The 25,947-nt window shown below is 70.5% G+C and carries 19 protein-coding genes; 5 read left to right on the forward strand and 14 right to left on the reverse strand.

The window, feature by feature from the left end; translation table 11 throughout:
• The 7 genes from CGU35_RS10650 to rsmA all read right to left on the reverse strand — a co-directional run bounded on the left by CGU35_RS10650 (position 1) and on the right by rsmA (position 9,013).
• Positions 1-2,010 carry a primary-amine oxidase gene (locus tag CGU35_RS10650; protein WP_100811547.1) on the reverse strand — a complete coding sequence of 670 codons (2,010 nt, stop codon included), beginning with the start codon at positions 2,008-2,010 and terminating at the stop codon, positions 1-3.
• Positions 2,007-3,557: a gamma-glutamyltransferase gene (locus tag CGU35_RS10655; protein WP_100811548.1), complete on the reverse strand. Its 1,551-nt coding sequence runs from the start codon at positions 3,555-3,557 to the stop codon at positions 2,007-2,009. The genes CGU35_RS10650 and CGU35_RS10655 overlap by 4 nt, the downstream gene beginning before the upstream one ends.
• Positions 3,554-4,645 carry an N-methyl-L-tryptophan oxidase gene (gene solA, locus CGU35_RS18160; protein ID WP_146047996.1) on the reverse strand — a complete coding sequence of 364 codons (1,092 nt, stop codon included), beginning with the start codon at positions 4,643-4,645 and terminating at the stop codon, positions 3,554-3,556. Before solA ends, CGU35_RS10655 begins: the two co-directional genes overlap by 4 nt.
• Positions 4,642-5,931 (reverse strand): aminotransferase class V-fold PLP-dependent enzyme, encoded by a 1,290-nt coding sequence (locus CGU35_RS18165; protein ID WP_146047995.1) that lies wholly within the window; start codon positions 5,929-5,931, stop codon positions 4,642-4,644. The genes solA and CGU35_RS18165 overlap by 4 nt, the downstream gene beginning before the upstream one ends.
• Before the next feature lie 192 nt (positions 5,932-6,123).
• Positions 6,124-7,047 (reverse strand): 4-(cytidine 5'-diphospho)-2-C-methyl-D-erythritol kinase, encoded by a 924-nt coding sequence (locus CGU35_RS10665; RefSeq protein WP_100811678.1) that lies wholly within the window; start codon positions 7,045-7,047, stop codon positions 6,124-6,126.
• Positions 7,048-7,064: 17 nt separating this feature from the next.
• Entirely contained in the window at positions 7,065-8,129 is a 1,065-nt protein-coding gene (locus CGU35_RS10670) for an aldo/keto reductase (protein ID WP_100811550.1), read from the reverse strand.
• Positions 8,126-9,013 (reverse strand): 16S rRNA (adenine(1518)-N(6)/adenine(1519)-N(6))-dimethyltransferase RsmA, encoded by an 888-nt coding sequence (rsmA, locus tag CGU35_RS10675; RefSeq protein ID WP_100811551.1) that lies wholly within the window; start codon positions 9,011-9,013, stop codon positions 8,126-8,128. The genes CGU35_RS10670 and rsmA overlap by 4 nt, the downstream gene beginning before the upstream one ends.
• Positions 9,014-9,250: 237 nt before the next feature.
• Here rsmA and CGU35_RS10680 point away from each other — a divergent pair, with 237 nt between their 5' ends.
• The 4 genes from CGU35_RS10680 (at position 9,251) to CGU35_RS10700 (ending at position 15,658) form a co-directional block, all read left to right on the forward strand.
• On the forward strand, positions 9,251-11,371 hold the full coding sequence (locus CGU35_RS10680; protein ID WP_232711262.1) for a glycosyltransferase family 2 protein: 2,121 nt from the start codon (positions 9,251-9,253) through the stop codon (positions 11,369-11,371).
• A complete protein-coding gene (locus CGU35_RS10690) occupies positions 11,368-12,099 on the forward strand; it encodes an HlyD family efflux transporter periplasmic adaptor subunit (RefSeq protein ID WP_100811552.1) in 732 nt (243 codons plus the stop codon). The genes CGU35_RS10680 and CGU35_RS10690 overlap by 4 nt, the downstream gene beginning before the upstream one ends.
• On the forward strand, positions 12,096-14,120 hold the full coding sequence (locus CGU35_RS10695; RefSeq protein WP_100811553.1) for a glycosyl hydrolase: 2,025 nt from the start codon (positions 12,096-12,098) through the stop codon (positions 14,118-14,120). Before CGU35_RS10690 ends, CGU35_RS10695 begins: the two co-directional genes overlap by 4 nt.
• A 98-nt stretch (positions 14,121-14,218) precedes the next feature.
• Positions 14,219-15,658: a sugar porter family MFS transporter gene (locus tag CGU35_RS10700; protein WP_100811679.1), complete on the forward strand. Its 1,440-nt coding sequence runs from the start codon at positions 14,219-14,221 to the stop codon at positions 15,656-15,658.
• A gap of 1 nt (position 15,659) precedes the next feature.
• Here the strand turns inward: CGU35_RS10700 and CGU35_RS10705 are convergent, their stop codons facing one another.
• From CGU35_RS10705 to rsmI, 4 genes are all read right to left on the reverse strand, one after another.
• On the reverse strand, positions 15,660-16,538 hold the full coding sequence (locus tag CGU35_RS10705) for a TatD family hydrolase (RefSeq protein ID WP_100811554.1): 879 nt from the start codon (positions 16,536-16,538) through the stop codon (positions 15,660-15,662).
• A gap of 112 nt (positions 16,539-16,650) precedes the next feature.
• Entirely contained in the window at positions 16,651-18,228 is a 1,578-nt protein-coding gene (gene metG / locus CGU35_RS10710) for a methionine--tRNA ligase (protein WP_100811555.1), read from the reverse strand.
• A gap of 95 nt (positions 18,229-18,323) precedes the next feature.
• Positions 18,324-18,941 (reverse strand): hypothetical protein, encoded by a 618-nt coding sequence (locus CGU35_RS10715; RefSeq protein WP_100811556.1) that lies wholly within the window; start codon positions 18,939-18,941, stop codon positions 18,324-18,326.
• 10 nt (positions 18,942-18,951) lie between these two features.
• Positions 18,952-19,809 (reverse strand): 16S rRNA (cytidine(1402)-2'-O)-methyltransferase, encoded by an 858-nt coding sequence (rsmI, locus tag CGU35_RS10720; protein ID WP_100811557.1) that lies wholly within the window; start codon positions 19,807-19,809, stop codon positions 18,952-18,954.
• Between the two features lie 168 nt (positions 19,810-19,977).
• On the opposite strand from rsmI, the gene CGU35_RS10725 reads away from it, so the two are divergent.
• Entirely contained in the window at positions 19,978-21,663 is a 1,686-nt protein-coding gene (locus tag CGU35_RS10725) for a dolichyl-phosphate-mannose--protein mannosyltransferase (RefSeq protein ID WP_308455390.1), read from the forward strand.
• Positions 21,664-21,695: 32 nt separating this feature from the next.
• Here the strand turns inward: CGU35_RS10725 and CGU35_RS10730 are convergent, their stop codons facing one another.
• The 3 genes from CGU35_RS10730 to CGU35_RS10740 all read right to left on the reverse strand — a co-directional run bounded on the left by CGU35_RS10730 (position 21,696) and on the right by CGU35_RS10740 (position 25,923).
• Positions 21,696-23,576: a thioredoxin domain-containing protein gene (locus CGU35_RS10730; RefSeq protein WP_100811558.1), complete on the reverse strand. Its 1,881-nt coding sequence runs from the start codon at positions 23,574-23,576 to the stop codon at positions 21,696-21,698.
• A 5-nt stretch (positions 23,577-23,581) separates the two neighbouring features.
• Positions 23,582-24,418 (reverse strand): aldo/keto reductase, encoded by an 837-nt coding sequence (locus CGU35_RS10735; RefSeq protein ID WP_100811559.1) that lies wholly within the window; start codon positions 24,416-24,418, stop codon positions 23,582-23,584.
• A 149-nt stretch (positions 24,419-24,567) separates the two neighbouring features.
• On the reverse strand, positions 24,568-25,923 hold the full coding sequence (locus tag CGU35_RS10740) for a hypothetical protein (protein WP_100811560.1): 1,356 nt from the start codon (positions 25,921-25,923) through the stop codon (positions 24,568-24,570).
• Positions 25,924-25,947: the final 24 nt, after the last annotated feature.

Here is a 25,947-nt window from a genome sequence, read left to right on the forward strand (position 1 = left end):
TCAGTGGTGATCGTGCGCGGAGTGATCGTGGCCCGAGTGATCGTGGCCCGCGCCGGGTGCGCAGTGACCGGGCGACGAGGGCGGCAGGTCGAGCGAGGGGTTGCGCGTGAAGAATCCGTCCGGCTCGAGGCGCAGCCCGATGCGGTGCACGGGCATGATCGGCCACTCCTCGGGCTTGGGGTAGTGATGTATGCCGACGATCGGCCACAGCACGAGCTCTGCGCCATCCAGCGGCCGGTCGGCCTGCTGCCACGCGGTGATGCCCTCGGCCTCGAGCGGGGCCTGGTTGGGGTACTCCCCCGCGATGAAGCGCTCGTTCGCGTCGTACGCCGTAGCCCACAGGTGCTTGGCGACGAAGGGCGCCTTGCGGGCGACGACGCTGCCGGGCTTGGCGAACAGCCGCGTCGTGTGCGGGAGGTAGAGGCGGTACGCCGTCGACTCCCCGAACCGGTTCGTCTTCTCGGTGTTCTCGACGCGCCAGTGCAGCGCGCGCGAGGCATCCGCCATCCGACCCGCGTCCTTCTCGGAGGCGATCGTCTCGGCGACCATCTTGACGGCGTTGCCGTAGGGGTTGAGCTCGTCGTCGTCTTCGACCTCGGCGTGCACCTCGACCAGGCGGTTCCTCGACCCGTCGACCGCCGTGTCGAGGCGCACGGCGAAGTAGTGCTGGTGCGTCGGGGCCTGCACGTTCGGGCTCACCATGCGGCCGAACGACGGCATCTTGCCGTCGTCGATCCCCGAGACCGAGAGGATGCCGGTGAGCTTGATCTCGAGCTCGATGTTGCCGTCCTGGTACAGCGACCAGTAGAACCCGTAGTCGTAGTTCGCCACCGTCGCGAAGAACGAGATGACCAGGCGCCGCGAACGGCGCACATCGGCCTCATCGGTGCGGGTGTTGACGTGCTTCCAGAGAATCGAGGCATCCTCTTCGTGCAGGCACACGCCGTTCTTGATCGTCTTGGTCGCGCCGAGCCCGTCGAGCACGTGGGCGTCGAAGTAGCGGATCTCGCCGAGGCAGTCGCAACCGAGCTCGAGCGACGCCGTCAGCGGCCCCGCGCCGTACTCGCCCCAGTCGAAGAAGTTCTTGCGGTACGCGGTCGGGTCCGAGTCGAGGTACGGCACGTACATCTCGTTGACGGATGCACGGCGCATGACGGGACGGACGGTGTCGCCGTCCTTGTAGGCGATGTCGTGCAGCACGAGACCTTCGCGGTGCGTGAAGCCGATACGGAACGACCAGTTCTGCCAGGTGACCTCGTGCCCGTCGACCGCGAAACCGGGTCCCTCGGGTTGCGTGATCTCGAGCGGCGCGACCGTGCGGTCGGGGCCCCACGTGCCGGAGCGGTAGTTGCCGCCCTCGCTCGCCATGGGAATGACACCGTGGTCCTCGATGCGGATGACGTCGAGGGTCTCGAGGTCGAGGATCGGCACGAGGCCCGCGACGGGCCGGGCATATCCGTTGTCGTCGACCGATTCGCGGTACCAGACCGTGCCCCACGACAGGCGGCGGTCGGCCAGATCCTCGGGCTCGAAGCCGGTGATCGACTCGGGGTCGACCCACACGAGCGAGGTGTCGGTGATGCCGCGCTTGGCCAGCGCCTCGACGACGAGGGGGTGGTTCTTGGCGGCCTGCGCGATCAGGCGCGCCTCGTCGGAGGAGACGCCGGGGCGCTTGGCATCGACGGGCGCCCACGCGGCGACGGATGCCTCGCGGTCGGTGCCCGTGGTCCAGCCCGTGACCTCCCACGCGGCGTGCGCGTGGGGGTTCATCACGACGAGCCGCACCGGCCGTCCCTGGCCCGGCGCGAGGCTCCGCGCGAGGCTCTCCTCGACGGCCATGCCCCAGAAGCGCGGGTGCTCGCCGATGCGCTCGTCCCGCTTGACGAGCGCGACGACACCCTCGATCTCGGCCGTGGTGAGCGGGTCGCTCCAGCGACGTGTCCCGATGTCGAGGTGCGGGGTGCTGAGCTGCTCGGTGCGGGGATGCTCGGTGCTGAGATGGGCGGTCATGACGGGTCCTCTCGGTCGTGCGGGCTCGGGAAGGTGGCGACGATGCCCGCGCCGTCGGCGCGTGGATCGCTGGCCGCCTCGAGGCGGGTGGCGCCCGCTGCGGTGGTGCGACGGATGACTTGAACGTGCCCCGCGGAGTCGTCGGGTCCCGGGAATCGCGCGATCGGCAGCTCGATGGCTTCGGCCCGCTCGACGACCAGAGGGTCGACGCCCGGTTCGATGACGAGCGAGAGCCGCGGCTGACCGAGATCGACATCGCCGACCAACCAGCGCGGCACCGCGAGCGTATCGTCGAGCGCGGAGCCGGGGTCGCGGAGGGCCGGCAGCAGCTGCGACAGGATCCACGGCTGGGCGCGACCGCCCTGGCACCCGGCGATCACGGTGGTCGAGTCATCCTCGACGATCACGGGGCAGAGCGTGTGGGGCGGGCGCGAGGCGGGCGTGAGCCGCGCGGGCGAGGCGGGATCGAGCGAGAAGGCCGCGCCGCGATTGTGCAGCACGATGCCGGTCTCGGGTTCGAGGATGCCGCAGCCGAAGGTGTGGAAGACGCTCTGGATGAGCGTCACGCCCCATCCCTCGTCGTCCGACGCGGTGACGGCGACGGTGTCGCCCTGCGCGGGCGGTTCGTCCAGGACGCGAGGATCGAGACCGCCGAGCGCGAGCATCGCCGAGACGTTCACCGGCGCCGTGCGGGGGTCCCCGAGGTACTCGGCACGCGCGTCGACCCCGCGGAGCGCGGCGTCCAGCAGCGACGGCCCCTCGATGCGGCCATCCTCGTGGAACGTCTTCACGAGACCCAGCAGCACGGCCCCGACGGATGGAGGCGGCGCGGCATGCCAGCGGGCGCCCGCGGTCTCGACCTCGAGGCTCGGCGCCACCTCGGCGACGTGCTCGGCGAAGTCGGCGACGTCGTGCGTCCCACCCGCCGCGCGCAGCGCCGCGACGAGCAAACGGGCGGTGTCGCCGGTGTAGATGTCCTGCGGGTCGGCGGCGAGGCGGCGCAGCGTCGCCGCGAGGGCCGGCTGAACGAGGGTGTCGGCCGCGCGCAGCGGGCGCCCGCCCGGCGCGAACACGGCCGAGAGTCCCGGGTCGGCACGCACCGCGTCGATCCGGGAGTCGATCGCGCGTTCGAGCCCGGGGCTGACCTCGGTTCCGTTCGCGGCGACGGCCGCCGCCTCGGCAAGGGCCTCGCCGAGCGGCAGGCGCGCGCCGAGACGTTCGAGCGCGAGCCATCCCGCCACGATCCCCGGCACGGTGACGGGATGCGCGCCCTGGCGCGGCATCGTCGACCATTCGCCCGCGGCCGACAGGATGTCGCGCGGTGCCGCGCCCGCCGACACGATCGAGAGGGTCTCGCCCGTCGGCGTCCGGACGAGCGCGATCAGGTCGCCGCCGAGGGCGCACTGGTGGGGGTAGACGACCGTGAGCATCGTGGCCGCGGCAAGCGCGGCGTCGATGGCATTGCCGCCGGCCGCGCTCGCCCGCTGCCCGGCCGCCACGGCCTCGCGGTGCGGTGCGGCGAGAGCGACGACCCGCTCGGTGCTCACAACCCTCTCCTCTCGGTCGAGACGAACGAGAGGTCGTCGCGCGTGACGCCGTCACTCAGGTCGGCGAGGGCGTCGCCGACCGCGGGGCCGAACTTGAACCCGTGACCGGAACAGGCCGATGCGATGATCACGCCGGGCTGATCGGCGAGCTCACCGATCACGAAGCGGCGATCCTCGGTCATCGTGTAGAGGCAGGAAGCTGCCTCGACGGGCGTCGTGTCGATGCCGGGAACGTATTCCGACAGCAGCGCCTGGAGCGATTCGATCTCTGCCGCCGTGGGCGGGTCGGGCGCTTCTTCCGGATCCCAGACGAGCCCGGCGTCGACGCCGATCTTGGTGCCGTTGCCATCCACATCGGGAATCCCGAAGACCAGGCCCTCGGGGCGATCGACCGAGAATGCGCCCAGGCTCGGTGGGCCCCCGAGCGACTGTCCGGACGGAACCGTGAGGGTCAGGATGCGCCAGACCTCGAGCAGCGGGGCGAGCTGCGGGATGAGGGCCCCCATGAACGGGCCACCCGCGATCACCAGGCGACCGGCATCGACCACGCCGCTCGAGGTACGCACGCGCACGCCATCACCGTGCGGCTCCCAGCCGAGCAGGGACTCGCCGAATCGCAGCTCGGCGCCACGTTTGGTGGCCACCTCGCGCAGCGAGATCAGGGCACGCTCGGCCTCGATGATCCCGGCGTGCGGGTCGAAGACGGCGTGATACCCCTCGGGGACGGCAAAGGCCGGCATCCGCTTCTGCATCCGTTGACGGTCATCGATCAGTTCGCAGTCGGGACCCTGCAGCTGCGAGTCGCCCGCGTGTGCATACATGCCGCCGGTCCGGTAGACGAGCTTGCGCCCCGTCTCGCGCTCGAGCGCGGCCCAGGCCTCGTAGGCGTTGTCGACCAGGCCGTTCCAGACGGGGTTCGGATAGGCGCGGCGGATCATGCGGGTGCGTCCGTGCGACGATCCGCGCGCGTGCCCGTCGTCGAACCGGTCGATGCCGACGACGCGACGCCCGCGGCGAGCGAGGCTCGCCACCGCCGCGCTGCCGTGGATTCCGAGACCGGCGACGACGACGTCGATGCGTTCGCTCATGACGTCACCTCCCACCGGGGTCGAGAAGCGGGACTGACCCCCTCGACGGCCGCCAGCAGCGCGTCCAGATCCGCTTCGTCGTTGTAGACGTGGATCGATGCGCGCACGACAGAGGGTATCGCGCGCGCCCCGAGATCCCACTGCCCGTGGGTGTCCGGAACGGCGACCACGCGGACGTCGACGCTGGCGAGCGCTTCGACGACCCGGCCCGCCGCGACTCCCTCGACGACGAAGGTCACGATCGCCGAGGTCGAACCCACGGGGTCCACGACAGAGACGCCCGGGATGAGAGACAGCGAGCGGCGCAACAGCAGGGCGCGCTCGAGCAGCCACGACTCGGTGCTTTCGGGCCCGCGCTCGAGTGCCTCGCGCAGCGCGACGCCGAGCCCGAGCCGCGTGGCGACCGAGCTCTCCCAGGTTTCGAATCTGCGAGCCGAGGGGCTCAGCTCCCAGTCGGTCGGGCCCGTCCACTTCGCGCCGCGAACATCCGGCGCCGTCGGCGTGAGCCGCTCCAGCAGGGACGAACGGATGTAGCCGAAGCCCGTGCCGCGCGGCCCTCGCAAGAACTTGCGTCCCGTCGTGACGAGCGCGTCGCATCCGATCCGGTCGACGTCCACGGCGAGGTGGCCGATGGATTGCGTCGCGTCGACGATGTAGGTGGCACCGTGCCGACGCGCGACCTCTCCGATCCGCTCGACCGGCTCGGTGAGACCCGACGAGGTCGGGATGTGCGAGACCGTGACGACCGAGGGGCGACCATCGGCGAGCAGAGCGTCGAGCGCCGCGACATCCATCCGTCCGTGCTCATCGACGGGAGCGACGACGAGGTCGACGTTCTGCTCCCGGGCCATCGTCATGAGTTGCAGTGCGTGGCTGACGTAGGTCGTGCTGGACGCGACGATCCGATCGCTCCGCGTCGGGCGCAGGGCGTCCATCAGCACGCGCAGGCCGGTGGATGCGCTGTCGAAGATCGCGATCTCGGGTGCGGATGCCCCGATCAGCGCGGCGGCCGCGTCGTACACGGCATCGCTCTGATCCCGCATCGCCGCGGCGGCCTCGTACCCGCCCAGGCGTTCTTCGCGCCGCAGGTGATCGATGACCGTCGAGACCACATCGGCGGAGGGCAGAGCCGCACCCGCGGCGTTGAAGTGGTGCGACAGGCCCGCGCCGACGGTGCGCGCGCGTTCGGCGGCCACATCGATAACGGTGTGTGCGTCGAGCGCGGCGTCCGCGACCGGGGCACTCGCGTCAACGGGACGTACGTGCGCCGCCTCGATCGGTTCCATCCGCCATCGCCCTTCACAGTGAGGATCCAAAACTACCACGAGTGGATCCAACTTGAGGACAGATGTACTTCGCTCGCACCACCACCTTCCCCGTCGAGATCGCCCGCCGGCCTCGAGCCCGCCGGTTGTCCGCAGCAAGCATCCGGCGGACTCGGCGACGAGCGGCGATCTCGGCGGGGCGGCGCGAAGGGATCAGGGGACGACGCGGGCGCCGGGCACCGGACCGTGCGCGCCGAAGGCGACGAGCCCCGATGCCGACAGGGCGACGCGTACGTCGAGCGCGGCCTCGGCGTCGGCGCACAGGAACGCGGTCGTCGGGCCCGACCCCGAGACGATGCCCGCGAGGGCTCCCGCGCGCTCCCCCTGCTCAATCCGGGCGGCAAGGTCCGGACGCAGGTTCTGTGCCGCGATCTGCAGGTCGTTGCGCAGCGACGCCGCCAGACGGAGGGGATCCCCCGCGCGCAATGCGTGCAGGACATCGGCATCGACCACCGGGGGGCGGGCCGCGGGCGCGATGTCGGTGCGACCGCGCTCGCGATGCGCATCGAGCTCGGCATAGACCTGCGGGGTCGACAGGCCCCCGTCATCCGTCACGAAGACCCACTCGAATCGGCCGCGGGCCAACGCCGCGCTCAGCTCATCGCCGCGACCCGTGCCGACCGCCGTCCCGCCCTGCAACGCGAAGGGGACGTCTGCTCCGAGTCGGGCCGCGAGGCTCTGCAACTGGATGGTCGTCAGGCGCGTGTCCCACAGCGCGTCGCACGCGACGAGGGCCGCCGCGGCATCCGCGGAACCGCCGCCCATGCCCCCCGCGACCGGCACGCCCTTGCGGATCTCGAGGTGCACACCACCGCCGTAACCCGCTTTGCGGGCCAGCAACCGCGCCGCGCGCAGAGCCAGATTGCGATCGTCGAGCGGCACCCCCGAGGTGTCGACCGGACCGTGGACCGAGACCGAGAAGTCATCGGATGGCGTGGCCCACACGTCCTCGAACAGCGAGACGGCCTGAAAGGCGGTCGCCAGCTCGTGGTAACCATCGTCCATGACCCGACCGACCTCGAGGAAGAGGTTCACCTTGCCCGGCGCACGCACGTGCACGCGCTGAGCTTCGGGCATCATCGGGCCAGCGGTGCTCACAGCGCGGACGACTCCGCCCACAGGTTGACGTCGAGCGAATCCGACAAGGCGTCGATCTGCTCCAGTTCCTCGGTGTCGAACGCCGGGCCCGCCAGAGCGGCGATGTTCTCGTCGAGCTGCTCCGTGCGGGATGCCCCGATCAGTGCCGACGTCACGACGCCGTCGCGCAACACCCACTGCAGCGCGAGCTGCGCCAGCGTCTGACCGCGTTCCTTCGCGATGACGTCGAGGCCCCGGAGCTTCGCGACCGCGTCGTCCGAGAGCCGCCCGCTCGGCAGCGACCCGCGCTTCTGCGCGCGATCGGCCGATCCGTCGCCCAGGTACTTCGACGTCAGCAGGCCCTGCGCGAGAGGCGTGAACGCGATGGCGCCCATGCCCTCCTGGCGCAAAACACCCGTCAGCCCGTCCTCGACCCAGCGATTGAGGATCGAGTACGACGGCTGGTGGATGACGAGCGGCGTGCCGAGCGAGCGTGCCACCGCGGCGGCCTCGGCCGTGCGCGCGGCACTGTAGGACGAGATTCCGACGTACAGCGCCTTACCCTGCCGGACGAGTGTGTCGAGCGCGCCGATCGTCTCTTCGATCGGGGTCACGGCGTCCGCCCGGTGCGAGTAGAAGATGTCGACGTAGTCGAGCCCCATGCGCGTGAGCGACTCCTCCGCGGACGCGATCAGGTACTTGCGCGAACCGTGGTTGCCGTACGGTCCCGGCCACATGTCGTAGCCGGCCTTCGACGAGATGATCAGTTCGTTGCGATAGGGCGCGAAGTCCTCGCGCATCATCCGCCCGAAGTTGGTCTCGGCCGAGCCGTACGGGGGGCCGTAGTTGTTGGCCAGGTCGAAGTGCGTGATCCCCCGGTCGAACGCGCCGCGCAGCAGCGCGCGCTGGTCGTCGAAGGGAATGTTGTCGCCGAAGTTCCACCACAGGCCGAGCGAGATCGGGGGCAGGTAGAGCCCGGATGTGCCGACCTGGCGGTATCCGGTGCCGCTGTAGCGTTCCGCGGCGGCCGCGTACGGGCGGTGCAGTTCAGTCGTGGGGGCAAACCGGTTGCTGTCGCTCATCCACCCAGGCTAACGATCCCCGGTGCACCAGGCGATGCCTCGCGCAAAGCGGCGGCGATGCGTTCGAACTCGTCGATGCCGAGCTCTTCGCCGCGCGCGGTCGGCGCGACACCCGCCGCGATGAGGATGGCCGAGGCATCCGCCGCACTGCCGCCGAGCACGGCGGCGAGCGCCTGGCGCAACATCTTGCGGCGCTGTTGGAACGCGGCATCGACGATCGCGAACACCGCGCGGCGATCGTCGTCGCTCCCCCGCGGCTGGTCGTCGCGTTCGAACGCGACGAGCACCGAGTCGACGTTCGGGACGGGCCAGAACACCTGGCGCGAGACCATCCCGGCGAGACGCCACGTGCCGTACCACGCCGCCTTGACGCTCGGGGCGCCGTAGACCTTCGACCCCGGGGGCGCCGCGAGACGCTCGCCCACCTCGGCCTGCACCATGACGACCCCGCGCCCGAGGCCGGGGAAATGCTCGAGCAGGTGCAGCAGAACGGGCACCGAGACGTTGTACGGCAGGTTCGCGACCAGCACGCGCGGATCGCCCGGCAGTTCGGTGACCCGCAGCGCATCGGCGTCGACCACCGTGAACGCGCCGTCCGCAACGCCGTGCGCGCGCGCCGTTTCGGGCAGGCGAGCGGCGAGGCGATGATCGATCTCGACGGCGGTGACGGATGCTCCGGTCTCGAGGATCGCGAGGGTGAGGGATCCGAGACCCGGCCCCACCTCCAGGACCCGATCGCCCTCGGCCACGCGAGCGATCTGCACGATGCGTCGGACCGTGTTGGCGTCGACGACGAAGTTCTGGCCGAGCTTCTTCGTGGGGGTCACGTCCAGTTCCGCGGCCAATCGGCGGATCTCGGAGGCGCCGAGCAGTGTCACCGACATGGGATCCAGCCTAGGCCGTGCGTTCCCCGCGACACCGTGCCCATCGCCCGTCCGCGATGCGGGTCCGCCCCGCGCGAATCGTCACATGATGTTCACAAACCGGGGACTGTCGTGGGCGGCGCTCCCCGCTAACCTCGAAGCTCAGCGGCCGGGGAAGCTGCTCATCTGGGGCCGGAAGCCCGAGCGGCCCGTGAGGCTGCGATCGCAAACGGGGATAGCGGGACCACTGGGGGATGAATGGCAATCGTCTTGGATACGACGACGCTCACGCAGCAGCGCGCGTCACACGAATCGGACGATCAGATCGCGGGCGAAGCGCGCACGGCGGCTCCGCCCTCGCCCGAGTCGCCCCTGGCCCGCGTGTCATCCATCGCGGATGCCCGCGCCCGCGGCGATGGACTCGCCCTGCGCCGCTCCCCACCCGCCCCCGCCCTCGATCCCGCTGCCCCCGAGCGCTCCGTTCCGGCGGCGCTGCACCCCGGCGTCCATCCGGCGCCCGCACGGCCCGTCGTCGACGCCCCCGAGTTGACGGCCGAGCCGCCCCTACGAGCCGACCGGCGCTCGCCTCGAACCAACGCCTACGACCAGCACGCGGCGGCACGCGGGGGTCCCACTCCCGTCATGACGCTGATGGTCGTCGTGGCGACGATCGGCATCCTCGCCTACTCGTTCTTCCTGCTCAGCCCCGAGCACCGAGGCGACACAATTCCGTACGTGATGGTCATCGTGGCGGAGTCGATCCTCGTCTTCCATGCCCTGCTGTCGATGTGGACGATCCTCTCGGGCGCGCGCGACCCGCGGACGTTCGCCTATCACGACGCGGCGGCGCGCCTGCGGGGACCGGATGGCAGGCTCTCGCTGAGCGGTCGACCCGTCGACATCGACGTGCTCATCACGGTCTACGGCGAAGATCTCGGCATCATCCGCCGCACCGTCACGGCGGCGATCGCGATCGAGGGACGCCACCACACGTGGATCCTCGACGACGGCCGCTCCGACGACGTGCGCGCGTTGGCGGCGGAGCTCGGTGCGCGCTACGTCCGCCGCCTGACCTCGCACGGCGCCAAGGCCGGCAACGTCAACCACGCCCTCACGCTGGCGAAGGGTGATTTCTTCGTCGTGCTCGATGCGGACTTCGTCCCGTCGCCCCGATTCCTGCTGGAGACCGTGCCGTTCTTCGTCGAAGAAGGCGTCGCGTTCGTGCAGACGCCGCAGGTGTACGGCAACCTGAACACGGTCATCTCGCGGGGCGCGGCGTACATGCAGAGCGTGTTCTACCGCTTCGTCCAGCCCGGCCGCAATCGCTTCAACGCCGCGCTCTGCGTGGGCACGAACGTCATCTTCCGGCGGCGCGCGATCGACGAGATCGGGGGGCTCTACACCGACTCGAAGTCCGAGGACGTCTGGACCACCCTGACCCTGCACGAGGCCGGGTGGCGGTCCGTGTTCATCCCCGATGTCCTGGCGATCGGCGACGCGCCCGAGACCGTCGAGGCCTACAGCAAGCAGCAGCTGCGCTGGGCGACGGGCGGATTCGAGATCCTGCTCAGGTACAACCCGCTCAGTCCGGCCCGGCGATTGACGATGGACCAGCGCATCCAGTACCTCGTCACCGCGAGCTTCTATCTGACGGGCATCTCGCCACTGCTCCTGCTGTTGGTGCCGCCGTTCGAGATCTACTTCGACCTGCGTCCGGTCACGATGGAACTCAGTGTCGGCACCTGGTTCCTGTACTACGCCGGCTTCTATGTGATGCAGATCCTTCTCGCATGGTTCGCGGTCGGATCTTTCAAGTGGGAGACACTGACCCTGGCGACGGTGTCGTTCCCGATCTACACCAAAGCCCTCGTCAACGTCATCTCGGGCAAGGATGTCGGCTGGCATGTGACGGGTTCGTCGTCCAGACGGTCGCCGTTCAACTTCGTCCTGCCGCAGATGATGTTCTTCGTCTTCCTGGCGCTCACGACCGTCGTGGCGGTCTGGCGCGATACCCAGAACGAGACCTTCACCCTGGCCACGGCCTGGAACGCGACGAACACCGTGATCCTCGGTGCCTTCCTGATCGCGGTCTCACGCGAATCGCGATGGATCAGACGGCAGCTTCCGCGCGACCTCTCGAGCCTCACGCCGACGATGCCGAGCACGAACCGCACCGTGGTCTCCCGTCCGGGCTTCGTGGCGATTCCGGCCACCGCCCCGTCCGCGACAGCATCCTCGGCGACGGCCCGAGCAACCCCCCTCCCCTCGACGACCGTCCCCTCGATCACTCCCCCACCTGCGCCCATTCCGGCGACCCGGGCCGAAGCTCGGCGCGCACGGGCACAGGCGCAGCTCGCCGGCGGGGGTTCTGTCGGATGACGTGGGGTAACAGGGTCCGTCTCGCGGTCGGTCTGGTGCTGACCCTCGCAATCGTCGCCGCGTGCACGCTCGTCTTCAATCAGCGGCAGCACCAGGTGCAGAGCGCGAGCGCGATGCTCGTCTCGCAGCGCTACCCGGTGGGCACCGACTTCGGCGGGATCGTCGTCGAACAGCTCGTGGACGAGGGCGATGAGGTCGTGGCCGGTCAGCCGCTCTTCGCCGTCCGCAGCCTGCAGTTGCAGCGCGAGACGGCAACGGCCTCGCTCGACGAGAGCGATGGGATCGCGACCGTCGACGCCGACGGCACCGCCACCGTCGTCTCGACGGTCGATGGCACGGTGTCCTCGATCGATGTCCCGCAGGGCGGATTCGCTCAGGCCGGTGGTGTCCTCGCGACGGTGGACCGCGCGGGCAGCCTGTTCGTCGAGGCCGAGTTCGTCCTCACGGCGCGCGACTACGGCCGCATCGAGGTCGGCAGTTCCGTCTCGCTCCGTCTGCCCAACCAGTCCACGCTGCCCGGTACGGTCACGGCGATCCAGGTCACGACGGTCGACGGCCAGGCACTGTCGACGCTGCGGATCGAGAGCGACGAGCTCGCCGGCGCCCTGACGACCGGGCCTTTCCAGCCCGGGACACCCGTCGTGGCGACCCTGGAGCTGCGTGACGATGGCCCCTTCGCCGGTGTCGCGGACGCCGTGAGCGACCTGCTGCGAAAAGTCGGGCTGTGACCTCCGGCGCGCGCCGCAGCGTCGTCGCTGCGGCCGGCGTCGCTGTGCTCGGGTGCATCCTCGCCGCCTGCTCGCTGTCTCCCGCGCCCGCGGAGCACACCCCGCGGGGGCCGGATGCCGCCGCGATCGTGGAATGGGCGCCCCTTCCCGAACGACAGGTCGCCGCGGGCGTGACGATGCGTCTCGCCGACGGCGACGTGCCGCCGACGAACCGCTGGTACTCCGGGCTGGTCTTCGGCGACGCACCCCAGGCCGTCTATCCCTACCCGCTCGCCTTCCGCGCCACGGGTTCGTCGTTCTCGGTCGAGCTTCCGAAGGTCACGGTCACCCCGACGACCATCGCGGCGTCCGCCGGCGTCGGTCTCATGATCGAGACGGACGCGACATCGTTCGCCGCGACCCGTCACGACCCCGTCTCGATCACGCTGGAGTACCGGGACGACACGGGTCCGGTCGGCCACCTGACGATCGCCGAGGGATGGCCCGTCGTCGGGTTCGTGGCGGAGCGCGACACCGCGCTGTCGGCACCCGCGTCGCTCGTCGCCGAGGGCGACGGCACCTGGAGCGTCGCAGCTCAGGGCCAGACCTACGGCGTCGTCGCCCCCGATGCCGACGTGAGCGGATCCACGCTGCGGCTGCGCGCGGGCGCGAGCGCTCAGTGGTTCGCGGTTCCCGAGGACTCGACGATCGAGGCATGGGCGGATGCGCTGGGTCAACCGGTCACGGGAGTCCAGACATCCTTCGCCCTCGACGACACCTCCGCAACGACCCGCCTCGCGTACACCGGGAGCGGATCGACCATCCTGGTTGCCGCGCCCGGGCAGCGCGACGATGCGTCGTGCGCTCTCGGCACCTTCGCGACCGCGTACGGCACGGCAATACCCTGCCCCGGCGCCGAACTCACGTCATCCGTACCGCGGCTCACGCCGACGGCGAGCTTCGACCTCGGGGACATCGACACGCCAGCCGGCGCAGATGCCATCACGCGTGAGCGGATCACCGACGCACTGCGCGAGGACCTGGCCGCGACGCCCACGCTGCCCTCCGACACCTACGGCGGCGGCAAGGCGATGGCCCGGATCGGCTCGCTCGGTCTGCTCGCTCAGAGTCTCGGCGAAACGGAACTCGCGGACCAGGCGGCGGGCCGACTGTGGTCCGAGCTGGCCGAGTGGATGGACCCGGCGGGTTGCGAGAAGCGCGAAGCGCGCTGCTTCGTCTACGACCCCGTCCTGCGCACCGTCGTCGGGCTGACCCCGTCGTTCGGCTCGGAAGAGGCCAACGACCACCATTTCCACTATGGCTACTTCCTCTCGGCGGCGACGGCCCTCGCGGCGCTCGACCCCGACCGCATCGACGGCATGCGCCCCGTGATCTCGGCACTGGCCGCCGACATCGCCGCGGGCGACGGTGAGTCCCTGCCCCGTCTGCGCCATTTCGACCCCTATCGGGGGCACTCCTGGGCATCCGGTCTCGCGCCCTTCGCCGACGGCAACAACCAGGAATCGACCTCGGAAGCGGTCATGGCCTGGAACGCGCTGGCGCTCTGGGCTGACCTGGTCGGCGACGGGGCCCTGAGCGAGCAGGCGACCTGGATGCTGTCGGCCGAGGCGTACGCCGCTCGCACGCTCTGGCTCGAACCGGATCTGGCGGACATCCCGAACCGCGATGCCTTCTCGCACGGCATGCTGTCTCTCATGTGGGGTGGCAAGCGTGACTACGCGACCTGGTTCAGCGCCGAGCCGTCCGCGATTCTCGGCATCCAGCTGATCCCCGTGTCGCCGATCGGCTACGCCTACCTGGCCGAGAACCCCGAGAGCGTGCGGCGCAACGTCGCCGAGGCGGGTGGCGCGGATGCCTTCACGAGGGCGCTCGGCGACTACGTCCTGGCATATGCGGCGCTGGGCGGAGCGGATGCGGCATCCGGGGCGGCAGAGGCGCTGGACTCGCTCCCCGATTCGGCGATCGACGCGGGGAACGCCCGCTCCCTCCTCCTCGCGTGGCTGGCTGCGCTGCCCGGGTGATGTTCGAATCGCCCGGTCCGTGATGCGTGCCACCTCCCGCACGCGGGGGTAGTGTTTCGGTCGTGAGCACCGGAGCCATCCCCACGCAAGCGTTCTCGATGAAGAGCCCTTTCGGGCGACGGGCGGTGGGGCTCTCCATAGCGGCGGCCGTCGGCGGGTTCCTCTTCGGCTTCGATTCGTCGGTCATCAACGGCGCTGTCGCGTCGATCGAGAACCAGTTCGGCCTCAATGCCGTCGTCACGGGATTCGTCGTCGCCATCGCGCTGCTCGGTTGCGCCCTGGGCGCCGTGCTCGCGGGCGTCCTGAGCGACCGGTGGGGTCGCCTGCGGGTCATGATGATCGGCGCCGTGCTGTTCTTTGCGAGCGCTATCGGTTCCGGACTCGCGGTCAGCGCGATCGACCTCACGGTCTGGCGCTTCATCGGCGGACTCGGCATCGGAATCGCCTCCGTGGTTGCGCCGGCCTACATCGCCGAGGTCGCGCCGCGCCAGATCCGCGGCACGCTCGGCTCGCTCCAGCAGCTCGCGATCACCCTCGGAATCTTCGGCGCCCTCCTCTCCAACGCCGTTCTCGCGGGAGTCGCGGGTGGCGCGTCGTCGCAGCTGTGGTTCGGACTCGAGGCGTGGCGCTGGATGCTGCTCGTCGAGGCCGTTCCCGCGCTCGTCTATGGCGTACTGGCGTTCACGATGCCCGAATCCCCCCGCTTCCTCATCGCGAAGGGGCGTTACGACGAGGCCCGCGCGGTATACGCACGACTCGTGCCCGAGGCCGACCTCGAGCAGACCATGCGCGAGCTCGACCAGAAGATCCAGCAGGACAAGAAGTCACGGGGCGTTTCGCTCCGGGGCAAGGCGCTCGGGCTTCAGCCGATCGTCTGGACCGGCATCATCCTGTCGGTCTTCCAGCAGTTCGTCGGCATCAACGTGATCTTCTACTACTCGACGACGCTGTGGCTGGCCGTGGGCTTCACCGAACAGAACTCGCTCCTCATCGGCGTGATCACCTCCGTCACCAACGTGGCGGTCACGATCGTCGCGATCGTGCTGGTCGACCGCGTCGGGCGCAAACCGATCCTGCTGACCGGTTCCGTCATGATGGCCGTCTCCCTCGGGGCCATGGCTCTGTCTTTCGCCTTCGCCGAGACGGTCGATGGAGAGGTGTCGCTCCCCGGCGCGTGGGGTCCGATCGCGCTGGTCGCGGCGAACCTGTTCGTGATCGGTTTCGGTGCGTCGTGGGGCCCGCTGGTCTGGGTTCTGCTCGGCGAGATCTTCCCCAGCCGCATCCGCGGCAAGGCGCTCGGCGTCGCCGCCGGGGCGCAGTGGATCGCCAACTTCCTGATCACCGTCAGCTTCCCGGCGATGTCCGGATGGTCGCTTCCGCTCACCTATCTGATGTACGCCGTGTTCGCGGCCCTGTCGTTCTTCTACGTGCTCCTGCGCATCCCCGAGACCAAGGGCATGGAGCTCGAGCAGACCGAGACGCTGTTCACCGTCGCGGCCGACGACCGCGCCGCCGCGAAGGCCGCCCGCGCGCGGTAGGTCAGAACTCGCCGTACGCCGCGACGGTGTTGGCGGCGAGCTGCGCGCACAACTCGTCGACGTCGACGTCGAGTTCGGCGGCCATGAAGCGGACCGTCACCGGGATCAGATACGGAGCGTTGGGGCGCCCCCGATGCGGCACCGGCGTCAGGAACGGGGCATCGGTCTCGACCAGGATCCGCTCGCGCGGGGTGACCGCGAGGGCATCGCGCAGGTTCTGGGCATTCTTGAACGTGACGTTTCCCGCGAACGAGAGGTAGTAGCCCCGCTCCGCCGCGGTTCGCGCCATGACGTCATCACCCGAGAAGCAGTGGAAGACCGTGCGCTCGGGAGCACCAACGCGCTCGAGCGTCTCGAGGACGGCGGCGTGCGCGTCGCGGTCGTGGATCTGCATCGCGATGCCGTGCTTCTTGGCGAGCGCGATGTGCGCCTCGAAGCTCTCGAACTGCGCGGGCAACCCTTCCTCCTCAGTACGGAAGAAGTCCAGGCCCGTCTCGCCGATCGCGCGCACGCGGGGCTGCGCCGCGAGCTCGTCGATCACGGCGATGGCCTCGTCGAGGCGGCCGGCCGCGGCGTAGGCCGGCGCCTCGTTGGGGTGGATCGCGACGGCGGCGAGCACACGGGGGTGCGACGCCGCGGCCCACGCGGACCAGCGACTGGACTCGATGTCGCCGCCCGCCTGCACGACCCCGATCACGCCGACCTCCGCGGCCCGCTCGAGCTGCTCGTCGAGGCTCAGCGGGTCGGGGCCGTCCATGATCTCGAGATGAGCGTGGTTGTCGTAGACCGCGACGCGCAGCGGCTCGGGAGCATCCGGATACCGGATGTCTCGCCGCCCCTCCTGCGTGCGCTCGCGCACGTACTGGCTCGGGTCGGTCACGTCGCGCCGTCCATGTCGCCTCGCCCCGTCGGGCACCACGAACGGTCGCGACTCGCCGCGTCACCCCGAGGGCGGACGGCGTGTCGCGACCGTTCGCGATGGCGCGGGTCGCTCACACGCTCTGCTCGACGCGCGGGAACAGGGGCGCCAGACCGTTGACACTCGTGCCGGGTTGCAGGACCCCCCAAGCTCCGGCCTCGCGGATCGGCTGATCGCGCAGCCGCCCGATGCTCTCAGCAGCGCCGAGAGCGATCCAGAGCTTCTCGGTGGACTCGGGCGTCACGGGCGAGAGCAGCACGGCGAGCGCACGCAGACCCTCGGCGGCGGTGTACAGCACCGTGCCGAGCCGCTCGCGCTGGGCATCGTCCTTCGCCAGGGCCCACGGCGCGTTCTCGGTGATGTACAGGTTGAGCGCGTCGACGATCGTCCAGATCGCGGTGATCGCCTCGTCGATGCGGAATCGGTCGATCGCCGCGTCCGCGGTGGCCGCGGCATCCGCGACGATCTTCTGCACGGCCAGGTCGGCGTCGGAGTACTCCCCCGGCGGCGGAACGATCCCCTCGTAATACTTCTCGATCATCGCGATCGAGCGTGAGGCGAGGTTGCCGAAACCGTTCGCGAGTTCGGCCTGGTAGCGGGCGGACAGGTCCTCCCACGAGAAAGAGCCGTCCTGGCCGAAGGCGATCGCCGAGAGGAAGTAGAACCGGTACGCATCCGAACCGAAGACATCCGTGATCTCGGATGGCGCGATGCCCGTCAACTTGGACTTCGACATCTTCTCTCCGCCGACCAGCAGCCAGCCGTGCGCGAACACCCCGCGCGGCACGTCGAGCCCGGCCGCCATCAACATGGCAGGCCAGATCACGGCGTGGAAGCGCAGGATGTCTTTTCCGACCACGTGATACGCCGGCCAGCGGCGCTCGAACGTCTCGGGATCCGCGCCGTAGCCGACGGCGGTGGCGTAGTTGAGGAGAGCATCGACCCACACGTAGATGACGTGCGAAGAGTCCCAGGGCACCTCGATGCCCCAGTCGAAGGTCGAGCGCGAGATCGAGAGGTCCTTCAGGCCGCTGCGCACGAACGAGACGACCTCGTTGCGCGCGGACTCGGGGCGCACGAAGTCGGGCTCGTCGCGGTAGAGCTCGAGCAGCCGGTCGGAGAACTCGCTGAGCTTGAAGAAGTAGTTCTTCTCCTGCAGCAGCTCGAGCGGCTTCGAGTGGATGGCGCAGACCTTCAGGCCCTCGAACGGACCGGTGCCGTCGACGATCTCGGACTCGGGCTTGAACTCCTCACACCCGACGCAGTACAGCGCCTCGTACTCGCCTGCGTAGATGTAGCCGCGGTCGTAGATCGCCTGCAGGAAGGTCTGCACGCGGGTCTCGTGGCGCTCCTGCGTGGTGCGGATGAAGTCGTCGTTGTCGATGTCGAGGGTCTCGAGCAGCGGGAACCACGACTCGGCGACGAGCTTGTCGACCCACTCCTGCGGGGTGGCGTTGTTCGCCGACGCCGCGCGGATCATCTTCTGGCCGTGCTCGTCGGTGCCCGTGAGCATCCAGGTGTCATCGCCCGCCTGGCGGTGCCAGCGCGCGAGCGCATCGACCGCCACCGTCGTGTACCCGTGCCCGATGTGGGGCACGTCGCTGGGGTAGTAGATGGGGGTGGTGATGTAGAACGAACGGCCGGAAGTCACCCGTCGATTCTAGGCGGGACGGATGCGTCGGCTCCGCGGTGTGACGAACGCCCGGGCCGGCGGCTCGTCGGCCCTGCTCGGGCCCGGCGGTGGGATCAGCCCGTGACAGCGGTCAGTGCCCGTTCGGCGATCGCGACGGCGGTGGCGGGCGCGACCGCCGCGACCACCGCGATCCAGACATCCTCGACGAAGACGTACACGACCTGGTGCACGGCGATCTCGTCGGTGTACGACGAAGTGAACGCCCGCTCGCCGCCGACCGTCGTCTCGGTGTAGAGCGTCGAGGTGAGCAGTCCGTCGATGAGCGCCGCCTGCGCCTCAGCGGTCGTGCGTGAGATGAACAGCGGAAGCGACCCCTCCCACACGTTCACGACCCACCACATGCAGTCGAGGCGCTCGTCCGCCCGCTGCGCCGTCTCGCGCGCGACCGGGCCGGGCAGCGCCTCGAGCGACGGGAGGTCCGGAGCAAGGTACTGCTCCTGTCCCGTCAGCTCGCTGAGCTCGGCATCGCTCAGCACCTCGCCGCAGTCGCCGGGCACAACGACGGCCGATCCCGTGCCGACGGATGCCTCGGGCGCGGGCGCATCGGAGGGCCCACCGGAGGGCACGGTCGAGCCCGCATCACCCGGTTCGGTGCCGCCCGGTTCGGGCATGCACCCGGTCAGCAGCAGCCCGACCATCAGCACGAGTGCGACTCCACCGCGACGACTCATGCCCGCCAGGTTACTTCTGCTTCGCGTCAGAGTTGGTGTCGGACTTCGCGTCGGACTTGGCCGCCAGGGCCGCCTGATACAGCTCGCGCGACGCGTGTCCGGTGGCGGCGGCGACTTCTGTGCAGGCATCCTTCAGTCGTCCGCCCGCGGCAACGAGCTCGAGCACCTGCGCGACGGCCTCGGCGAGCGGCGGCCGGGCGTTCGACGCACCGCCCACCACGATGACGCACTCGCCGCGCACGCCGTCCTCGGCCCAGGTCGCGAGCTCGGCGAGGCCGCCGCGCTTGACCTCTTCGTACATCTTCGTCAGCTCGCGGCACACGGCCGCCGGGCGATCGGCACCGAGGACAGCGGCCATGTCGGCCAGGGTCGCGGCGATCCGGGACGGGGCCTCGAAGAAGACCATCGTGCGGGGCTCGCGCGCCAGCGCCGTGAATGCCGAGCGGCGCTCGCCCTGCTTGCGCCCGGGGAAACCCTCGAACGTGAAGCGATCGGTCGGCAGCCCCGCCACGGCGAGCGCCGTGAGGACCGCACTCGGGCCGGGCAGCGCGGTGACCGTCACGCCTCGGGCGGCCGCCTCGGCGACGAGCCCGAAGCCCGGATCGCTCACCGTCGGCATCCCCGCGTCGCTCAACACGAGAACGTCCTGCTCGGCCGCGAGGTCGACGATCTCGGCGGCGCGCTGCTTCTCGTTGTGATCGTGCAGGGCGATCAGCCGCGGTCGGTTGGTGATGCCGAGGCCCGCCAGCAGGCGCTGCGTCGTGCGGGTGTCCTCGGCGGCGATGATCGTGGCGGCTTCGAGCGCCTCGACCAGTCGGCGCGAGGCATCCCCGAGGTTTCCGATCGGGGTCGCGGCGAGGATCAGCACGCCGCCAGTCTCGCACCCTTGGTCAGCACGCCCGTGCATCCGGGAGGAACGACGAGCCCGAAAAGTCCCGACACGCCGACCGCTGGGCTGCACGCGGCCGACGGTACCTTCCGGATGTTCGCTGGCCGGTTCGACAGAGCTCGCGCCGCGCAGCCATAGGCTTGTCGCGTGCAGCCGGCCAGCGACCTCGACCCCGCACGCACGGGTCCCGTCAGCACCGACGCGGCCGGCGCAGGCCCGATCGCCACGGGACCGATCGCCACAGGCCCTGTCGCCACGGGCCCGATCGCGACAGGCCCGATCGCCGCAGATCCCTTGCTGCCGCCGGATCGCCCGACCGTGTTCGAGCGATTCGGGCGGCGACTCCGGAGTCTGCCCCGCGTCGGCGGCCTCTGGCACTGGCTCGCGCCCGCCCTGGTCACGCTCCTCGCGGCTGTGCTGCGCCTCGCCAACCTCGGCCATCCGCACGCGCTCGTCTTCGACGAGACGTACTACGCGAAGGATGCCTGGACGCTCGCGCACCTCGGCTACGAGTCGAAATGGCCCGAGGGCGCCGACAAGGCCTTCCTGTCCGGCGACACCATGTCTTTCCTGACCGACGGCAGCTTCGTCGTGCATCCCCCGCTCGGCAAGTGGCTCATCGCCCTGGGCTACGGCGTCTTCGGCGCCGACACCGCGTGGGGATGGCGCCTCGCGGCCGCGCTGGCCGGCACCGCGGCCGTGCTCGTGCTGATCCTGATCGCCCGCAGACTGACCGGCTCGACGGTCTGGGCGTGCATCGCCGGCCTGCTCCTCGCGGTCGATGGGCTCGGGATCGTCCTCGGCCGTGTGGCTCTGCTCGACGGATTCCTGATGCTGCTGGTGCTGCTGGCGTTCTGGTTCGTCCTGATCGATCGCGAACGGATGCAGACCCGCATCGCCCTCGCGGCGACCGGCGACGACCCGCCGGCCTGGGGCCCGATGCTGTGGTCTCGCCCGTGGATCCTCGCCGCGGGTGCGGCTCTCGGCGCGGCGACCTCGGTCAAGTGGTCGGGCCTCTATGTGCTGGCGGCGCTCGGCATCTACCTGGTCGTGACCGATGCTCTCACGCGCCGCCGCGCGGGCATCCGGCGCTGGCTTCCGGATGCGACACTCCGCCAGGGGCCCGCGACGTTCCTGCTCCTGGTGCCGGTCGCGGCGATCGTCTACCTCACGACCTGGACGGGATGGCTCGTCACCCAGGGCGGCTACGACCGGGACTCGGACGCCAATCCCCTGCTCGCCCTGTGGAACTACCACCAGGCGATCTACAACTTCCACGTCGGACTGACCAGTGGTCACTCCTATGCCTCACCGGCCTGGCAATGGCCGCTGCTGCTGCGCCCGACGTCGATGTACTGGCAGAAGACCGAGCAGGGTGTCGACGGATGCGACATGGCCGGTGGTTGCGTGCAGGCGATCTCGAGCATCCCGAACCCGCTGATCTGGTACGCGGGCGTCGGCGCGATCGTGTTCTTGGCGGTCCGCCTCGCCTGGCCGGGCACGGGGCGATCGAGGGACTGGCGATCGGCCTTCGTGCTGACCGGTGTCGCGGCGACCTACCTGCCCTGGCTGCTCTACCCCGAGCGCACGATCTTCCAGTTCTACACGATCGTGATCGTGCCGTTCCTGATCCTCGCGCTCGTGCTCGCGCTGCGTCGCATCGCCGGTCCGCCCGGTGCCCCGACCGACCGCCGTACGAGCGGCCAGGGCGCGGTCGCGGCGTTCCTGCTGGTCGCGTTCGCGGTGTCGGTCTTCTGGTATCCGCTGTGGACCGCCCTCGAGGTGCCGTACGAATTCTGGCGGCTGCACAACTGGATGTTCAGCTGGATCTGACGCACGTCACGACGTCCCGCTAGCCTCCCGAATCAGCCAAGGCGTGGAGCATCCGCGAGATCTTCGGGGTCCGTCGTCGGCAGACGGCACACGAACGCACGGCAGTCGTACGCGGTTGCCCGGCCACCGCTGAGGGTCTTCGCTTCGAACAGCGAGAATCCCGCGCCCGCGAATTGCGCGGCGCGGTGTGGCGGGACCACGGCCACGATGTCCGCGTTGGCGACCCGAGCCGCCCGTGCGAGCGGGTCGTCCGCGTCATCCGCCACGACGACGACCTGCCGCGGGGCTGCGGCGAGCCCGACGGCGACGGCCAGCAGGGCGCCGTAGCCCAGCGGCCGGGCGAGTGCTTCGGCAGCGCGCGACGCGACGACGACGGATGCGCGGGCACGATACTCCTCGCCCGCTCCGAGCAGCCAGAGGTCCAGGCACGCGCCCGCGATCGCGGCGTGGCCCGAGGGCTCGTCGCCGTCCGACTCCCCCGCCGCCGCGGCGAAACCCTGCGCGCCGAGTACCGTGTCGCCCCCGCCGGGCGCGCGCAGAGTCCCCGTCGCGGGGCCGTCGCCCGAGTCGACGCCGGATTCGACGCAGAGGTCGACGAGCGTGCGCGCTGCCACCGCGAACGCGGGTTCGGCAGCCGCGATCGAGAGCGCGACGAGTCCCGAGGCCAGCTGCCCGTAGTCGGCGAGGACCGCCGGGGCGCGCGAGGGAATCTCGTCGAGCGAGGCCCGCACGAGCGTGCCGTCGGGGCGCAGGTTGTTCTGCAGCACGTCCTCGGCGGCGCGGGCCGCCGCCTCGATCCAGGCCGGGCGTCCGAGCCGCGCCCCCGCACGCGCGAGCGCACCGATCGCGAGCCCGTTCCAGCCGGTGACGACCTTGCCGTCGACCGCCGGCGGCGACAGGACCGCCCGACCCGCCGCATCCTGTGCGTAGTAGCCGCCCTCGCTCCGTCGCCCGCCGATCACGGACTCGGAGTCCTGCGCCGCGCCGAACCCGCCGGACGCCTGCTGCAGAACCTCGATCAGGAACGAAGCGATGCCGGCCGCGACGGGCTCGTCCCCCGCACGCACGGCCGCGTCGAGCAGCTGCGCGTTGTCGGTCAGCATGCGCTCGTAGTGCGGCACCGACCAGTCGCGCCGCGTCGCGTAGCGGAAGAACCCGCCCTCGACGGGGTCGCGCAGCGGCGATGCGGCCATCGTCCGGACGGTGCGCGCGGCGAGCGCGGCCGCAGCCGGGTCCTTGTCCGCGAGTCCGGGCGCCTGCAGGAAGCGCAGCACGGTCGCGATCGGAAACTTCGGCGCATCCGCGGACCCGCCCGAGATGAAACCGCCGAACTCGGCGTCCTCGGCCGCGGCGACCGATTCCACCGCGGCGGCGAGGTCTTCGAGGGTCGGGAGCGACCCGTCACCGCCGTCCGGCACGGCGCGCAGGGCTTCGGCGATCGCGGCGGCGGTGCCGTCGACCTCGTCACGACGGTCGGTCCACGCCTCGCGCACGGCGTTCAGCACGTCGCGGAAGGCCGGCACCGGCGGGCGCGCCTCCGGCGGGTAGTACGTGCCGGCGTAGAACGGCACCCCCGTCGGCGTGGCGAAGACGGTCAGCGGCCAGCCGAGGTGGGGCGTGAAGGCGGCTGCCGCAGCCAGGTAGGTGGCGTCGACATCCGGATGCTCCTCACGATCGACCTTGATGGCCACGAACCCCTCGTTCAGCTGCGCGGCGATGGCGGCATCCGAGAACGACTCGCGGGCCATCACGTGGCACCAGTGGCAGGTCGAGTACCCGATCGAGACGAGCACCGGCACGTCCCGCCGGGCAGCCTCGGCGAACGCCTCGGGGCCCCACGGGTACCAGGCGACCGGGTTGCCGGCGTGCGCGCGCAGGTAGGGGCTCCGCGCTTCGGCGAGGCGGGAGGCCATGTGCGCTAGTTGACGTCGTTCGGGTGGGCGCTCACGCGCCCCGAGCCGTCGCCCGCGTCCAGCGCATCGATCGCCACCATCTCGGCGTCCGAGAGGGCGAAGTCGAAGATGTCGGCGTTCTCGCGCAGGCGCTCGGGGCGCACCGACTTCGGGAAGACGATGAAGCCCTTCTGGATGTGCCAGCGCAGCACGACCTGGGCCGGGGTCTTCTCGTGGGCGACGGATGCCTCGTGCACCGGCGCGAGCCCGAACAGGTCGTACTTGCCCTGCCCGAGCGGCCCCCACGCCTCGACGTGCATGTCGTTCTGCTCGCCCCAGGCGACGACCTCGCGCTGCTGGTGCGCGGGGTGCAGCTCGACCTGGTCGACGGCGGGCACCTCGCCGGTCTCGGCGACGATGCGGTCGAGGTGCGGCACGAGGAAGTTCGAGACGCCGATCGAGCGCGACAGCCCGGCGTCGCGCAGCTCGATCAGCTTCGCCCACGCGTGCACGTAGTTGTCGGCGGCGGGCGTCGGCCAGTGCACGAGGTACAGGTCGACGTGCTCGAGTCCGAGCTTGTCGAGGCTCTCGCGGATCGCCGCGTTCGGCTCGTCGCCGTCGTGCCGGTCGTTCCAGAGCTTCGTGGTGATGAAGAGCTCGTCGCGCGGGATGCCGCTGGCGGCGATCGCGGCGCCGACGCCCTCCTCGTTGCCGTAGATCGCGGCGGTGTCGATGTGGCGGTAGCCGATCTCGAACGCCTCGGAAACGGCCCGCTCGGTCTCGTCGGCGGGAACCTTGAAGACTCCGTAGCCGAGCTGCGGGATGTCGTAGCCGGAACGGAGTGCGATGGTGGGAATCGTCATCCGCCCAGCCTAGGGAGCCTCGCGCATCCGTGGGGCGGGGGTTGACATCCCCGACGGCGCGGCGAACGGACGCAACATGCCGTGCGCCCCGCCGCCCACGCGGCATGTTGCGTCCACTCACGGGGCTGACCTGTCGCGACGGCGACGAGTCAACCCGCGGGCGGTGCAGGCGGGCCGAGCGCGAGCGGAGCGCGCAGGCCGTAGACGTGCACGGCGCCGGGGCCACCGGCGAAGAACGTGTCGAGCGTCGGCGGCGCCGCCACCGGGACCACGGTGACGAGGTCATCGGCGAATCGTGCGAGCTGGGCATCCGACGAGCTCGGTGACCGACCGTCATCCCCCACCGCCGGGCTCACGACACCCGCGAGCTGCGTGTGCGCGCGATAGCGCGGGTTTGCGGGATCGATGTAGTTGCCGTAGGCGCTCTGCACCCCGAACACCGGCCCCGACCCGGTGGGCATGATGCTGTCGCCCGCCGCGATCTGACCGTCGACGTTGAACGCGAAGCCGCCCGCTATCGACGCGATGGAACCGAGCGACAGAGCCGCGCCGCACGACGGCACGATCTGGATGTCGATGCCCTCGTCGACGAATCCGTCTCCGCGGGGCCAGCGCGTTCGCGACAGCGCTCCCCGCAGGCGGGCGTCGGCGTGATCGAGGCAGATCTCGACGGCGATGTCCGTGGCCGCGCCCTCGCCGGTTCCCAACCGCAGAATCGCGTGGGCGTCGAACGGGTCGCGCTTGAGGTCGCCCGCCGACAGGTCGACGTACGGATGGGCCGTCATCTGCTCGGTCACGACGTCGTCGCGGCCCGTGACGTCCCAGAGCACGAGATCCTCGGCCGAGTCGAAGACCTTGTCGGTCGTGGCGGCGTGGGCGGCGAACGCCGCGCCCGGCGATCCGAGCGGGGTGGCGCTGACGATCACCGCCCGGTTGCGGACCTGCAGGACCGGATGCGCGTGGCCCCACTGCAGGTAGTCGTCGATCATGTCGAAGACCTTCGCGGCGTCATCGGCCGCGGCCTGGCGGTAGCGGTGCGCGAGGTCGGCGACGACGCCGTTGCGGACGGTCGTCGTGGCGCGCGAGAACACCTCGCGCGGGTCATCCGCTGCGGCGGTGACCGCCGTGCCGAAGACGAAGACCCAGTTCGGGTACTCGGCCGGCGGGAACTCGGCGACGAGGCGCTCGAGGATGCGGTCGACCGGATCGGGCGCGCCGGTCGCGTGCAGGTAGGGGCCCTGCGGACCGTGCCAGAAGAACTCGGGGGCGACGAAGACGTTCAGCACATCGGTTTCGCCCGCCGGCAGGGCGTCACGTGCGGCGTGGACGGCGGCCCGCATGACCGAGAGTCGGCCCCCGACATCCGCGTCCACATCGGCGAGCCCGAGATACGTGCCGCCCACAGCCGAGCCGCGGTCGGGGTTTCCGAGCGGCACGATCATGGCCGGGGCCGTCGGAATCGCGTAGCCGATGAAACGCACGTGTGCGAAACCCTCCGAGCCCATGCGGTCATCCTAGGGTCGCGCCAG

Origin of the sequence: Microbacterium sp. BR1 (assembly GCF_002812725.1) — a bacterium.
Classification (GTDB): domain Bacteria; phylum Actinomycetota; class Actinomycetes; order Actinomycetales; family Microbacteriaceae; genus Microbacterium.

Coding starts and splice junctions, on each gene's coding strand:
- CGU35_RS10650 (WP_100811547.1), bottom strand. CDS start 2,010: ATGACCGCCCATCTCAGCACCGAGCATCCCCGCACCGAGCAGCTCAGC.
- solA (WP_146047996.1), bottom strand. CDS start 4,645: ATGAGCGAACGCATCGACGTCGTCGTCGCCGGTCTCGGAATCCACGGC.
- CGU35_RS18165 (WP_146047995.1), bottom strand. CDS start 5,931: ATGGAACCGATCGAGGCGGCGCACGTACGTCCCGTTGACGCGAGTGCC.
- CGU35_RS10665 (WP_100811678.1), bottom strand. CDS start 7,047: ATGCCCGAAGCTCAGCGCGTGCACGTGCGTGCGCCGGGCAAGGTGAAC.
- CGU35_RS10670 (WP_100811550.1), bottom strand. CDS start 8,129: ATGAGCGACAGCAACCGGTTTGCCCCCACGACTGAACTGCACCGCCCG.
- rsmA (WP_100811551.1), bottom strand. CDS start 9,013: ATGTCGGTGACACTGCTCGGCGCCTCCGAGATCCGCCGATTGGCCGCG.
- CGU35_RS10680 (WP_232711262.1), top strand. CDS start 9,251: ATGGCAATCGTCTTGGATACGACGACGCTCACGCAGCAGCGCGCGTCA.
- CGU35_RS10690 (WP_100811552.1), top strand. CDS start 11,368: ATGACGTGGGGTAACAGGGTCCGTCTCGCGGTCGGTCTGGTGCTGACC.
- CGU35_RS10700 (WP_100811679.1), top strand. CDS start 14,219: ATGAAGAGCCCTTTCGGGCGACGGGCGGTGGGGCTCTCCATAGCGGCG.
- CGU35_RS10715 (WP_100811556.1), bottom strand. CDS start 18,941: ATGAGTCGTCGCGGTGGAGTCGCACTCGTGCTGATGGTCGGGCTGCTG.
- CGU35_RS10730 (WP_100811558.1), bottom strand. CDS start 23,576: ATGGCCTCCCGCCTCGCCGAAGCGCGGAGCCCCTACCTGCGCGCGCAC.
- CGU35_RS10735 (WP_100811559.1), bottom strand. CDS start 24,418: ATGACGATTCCCACCATCGCACTCCGTTCCGGCTACGACATCCCGCAG.
- CGU35_RS10740 (WP_100811560.1), bottom strand. CDS start 25,923: ATGGGCTCGGAGGGTTTCGCACACGTGCGTTTCATCGGCTACGCGATT.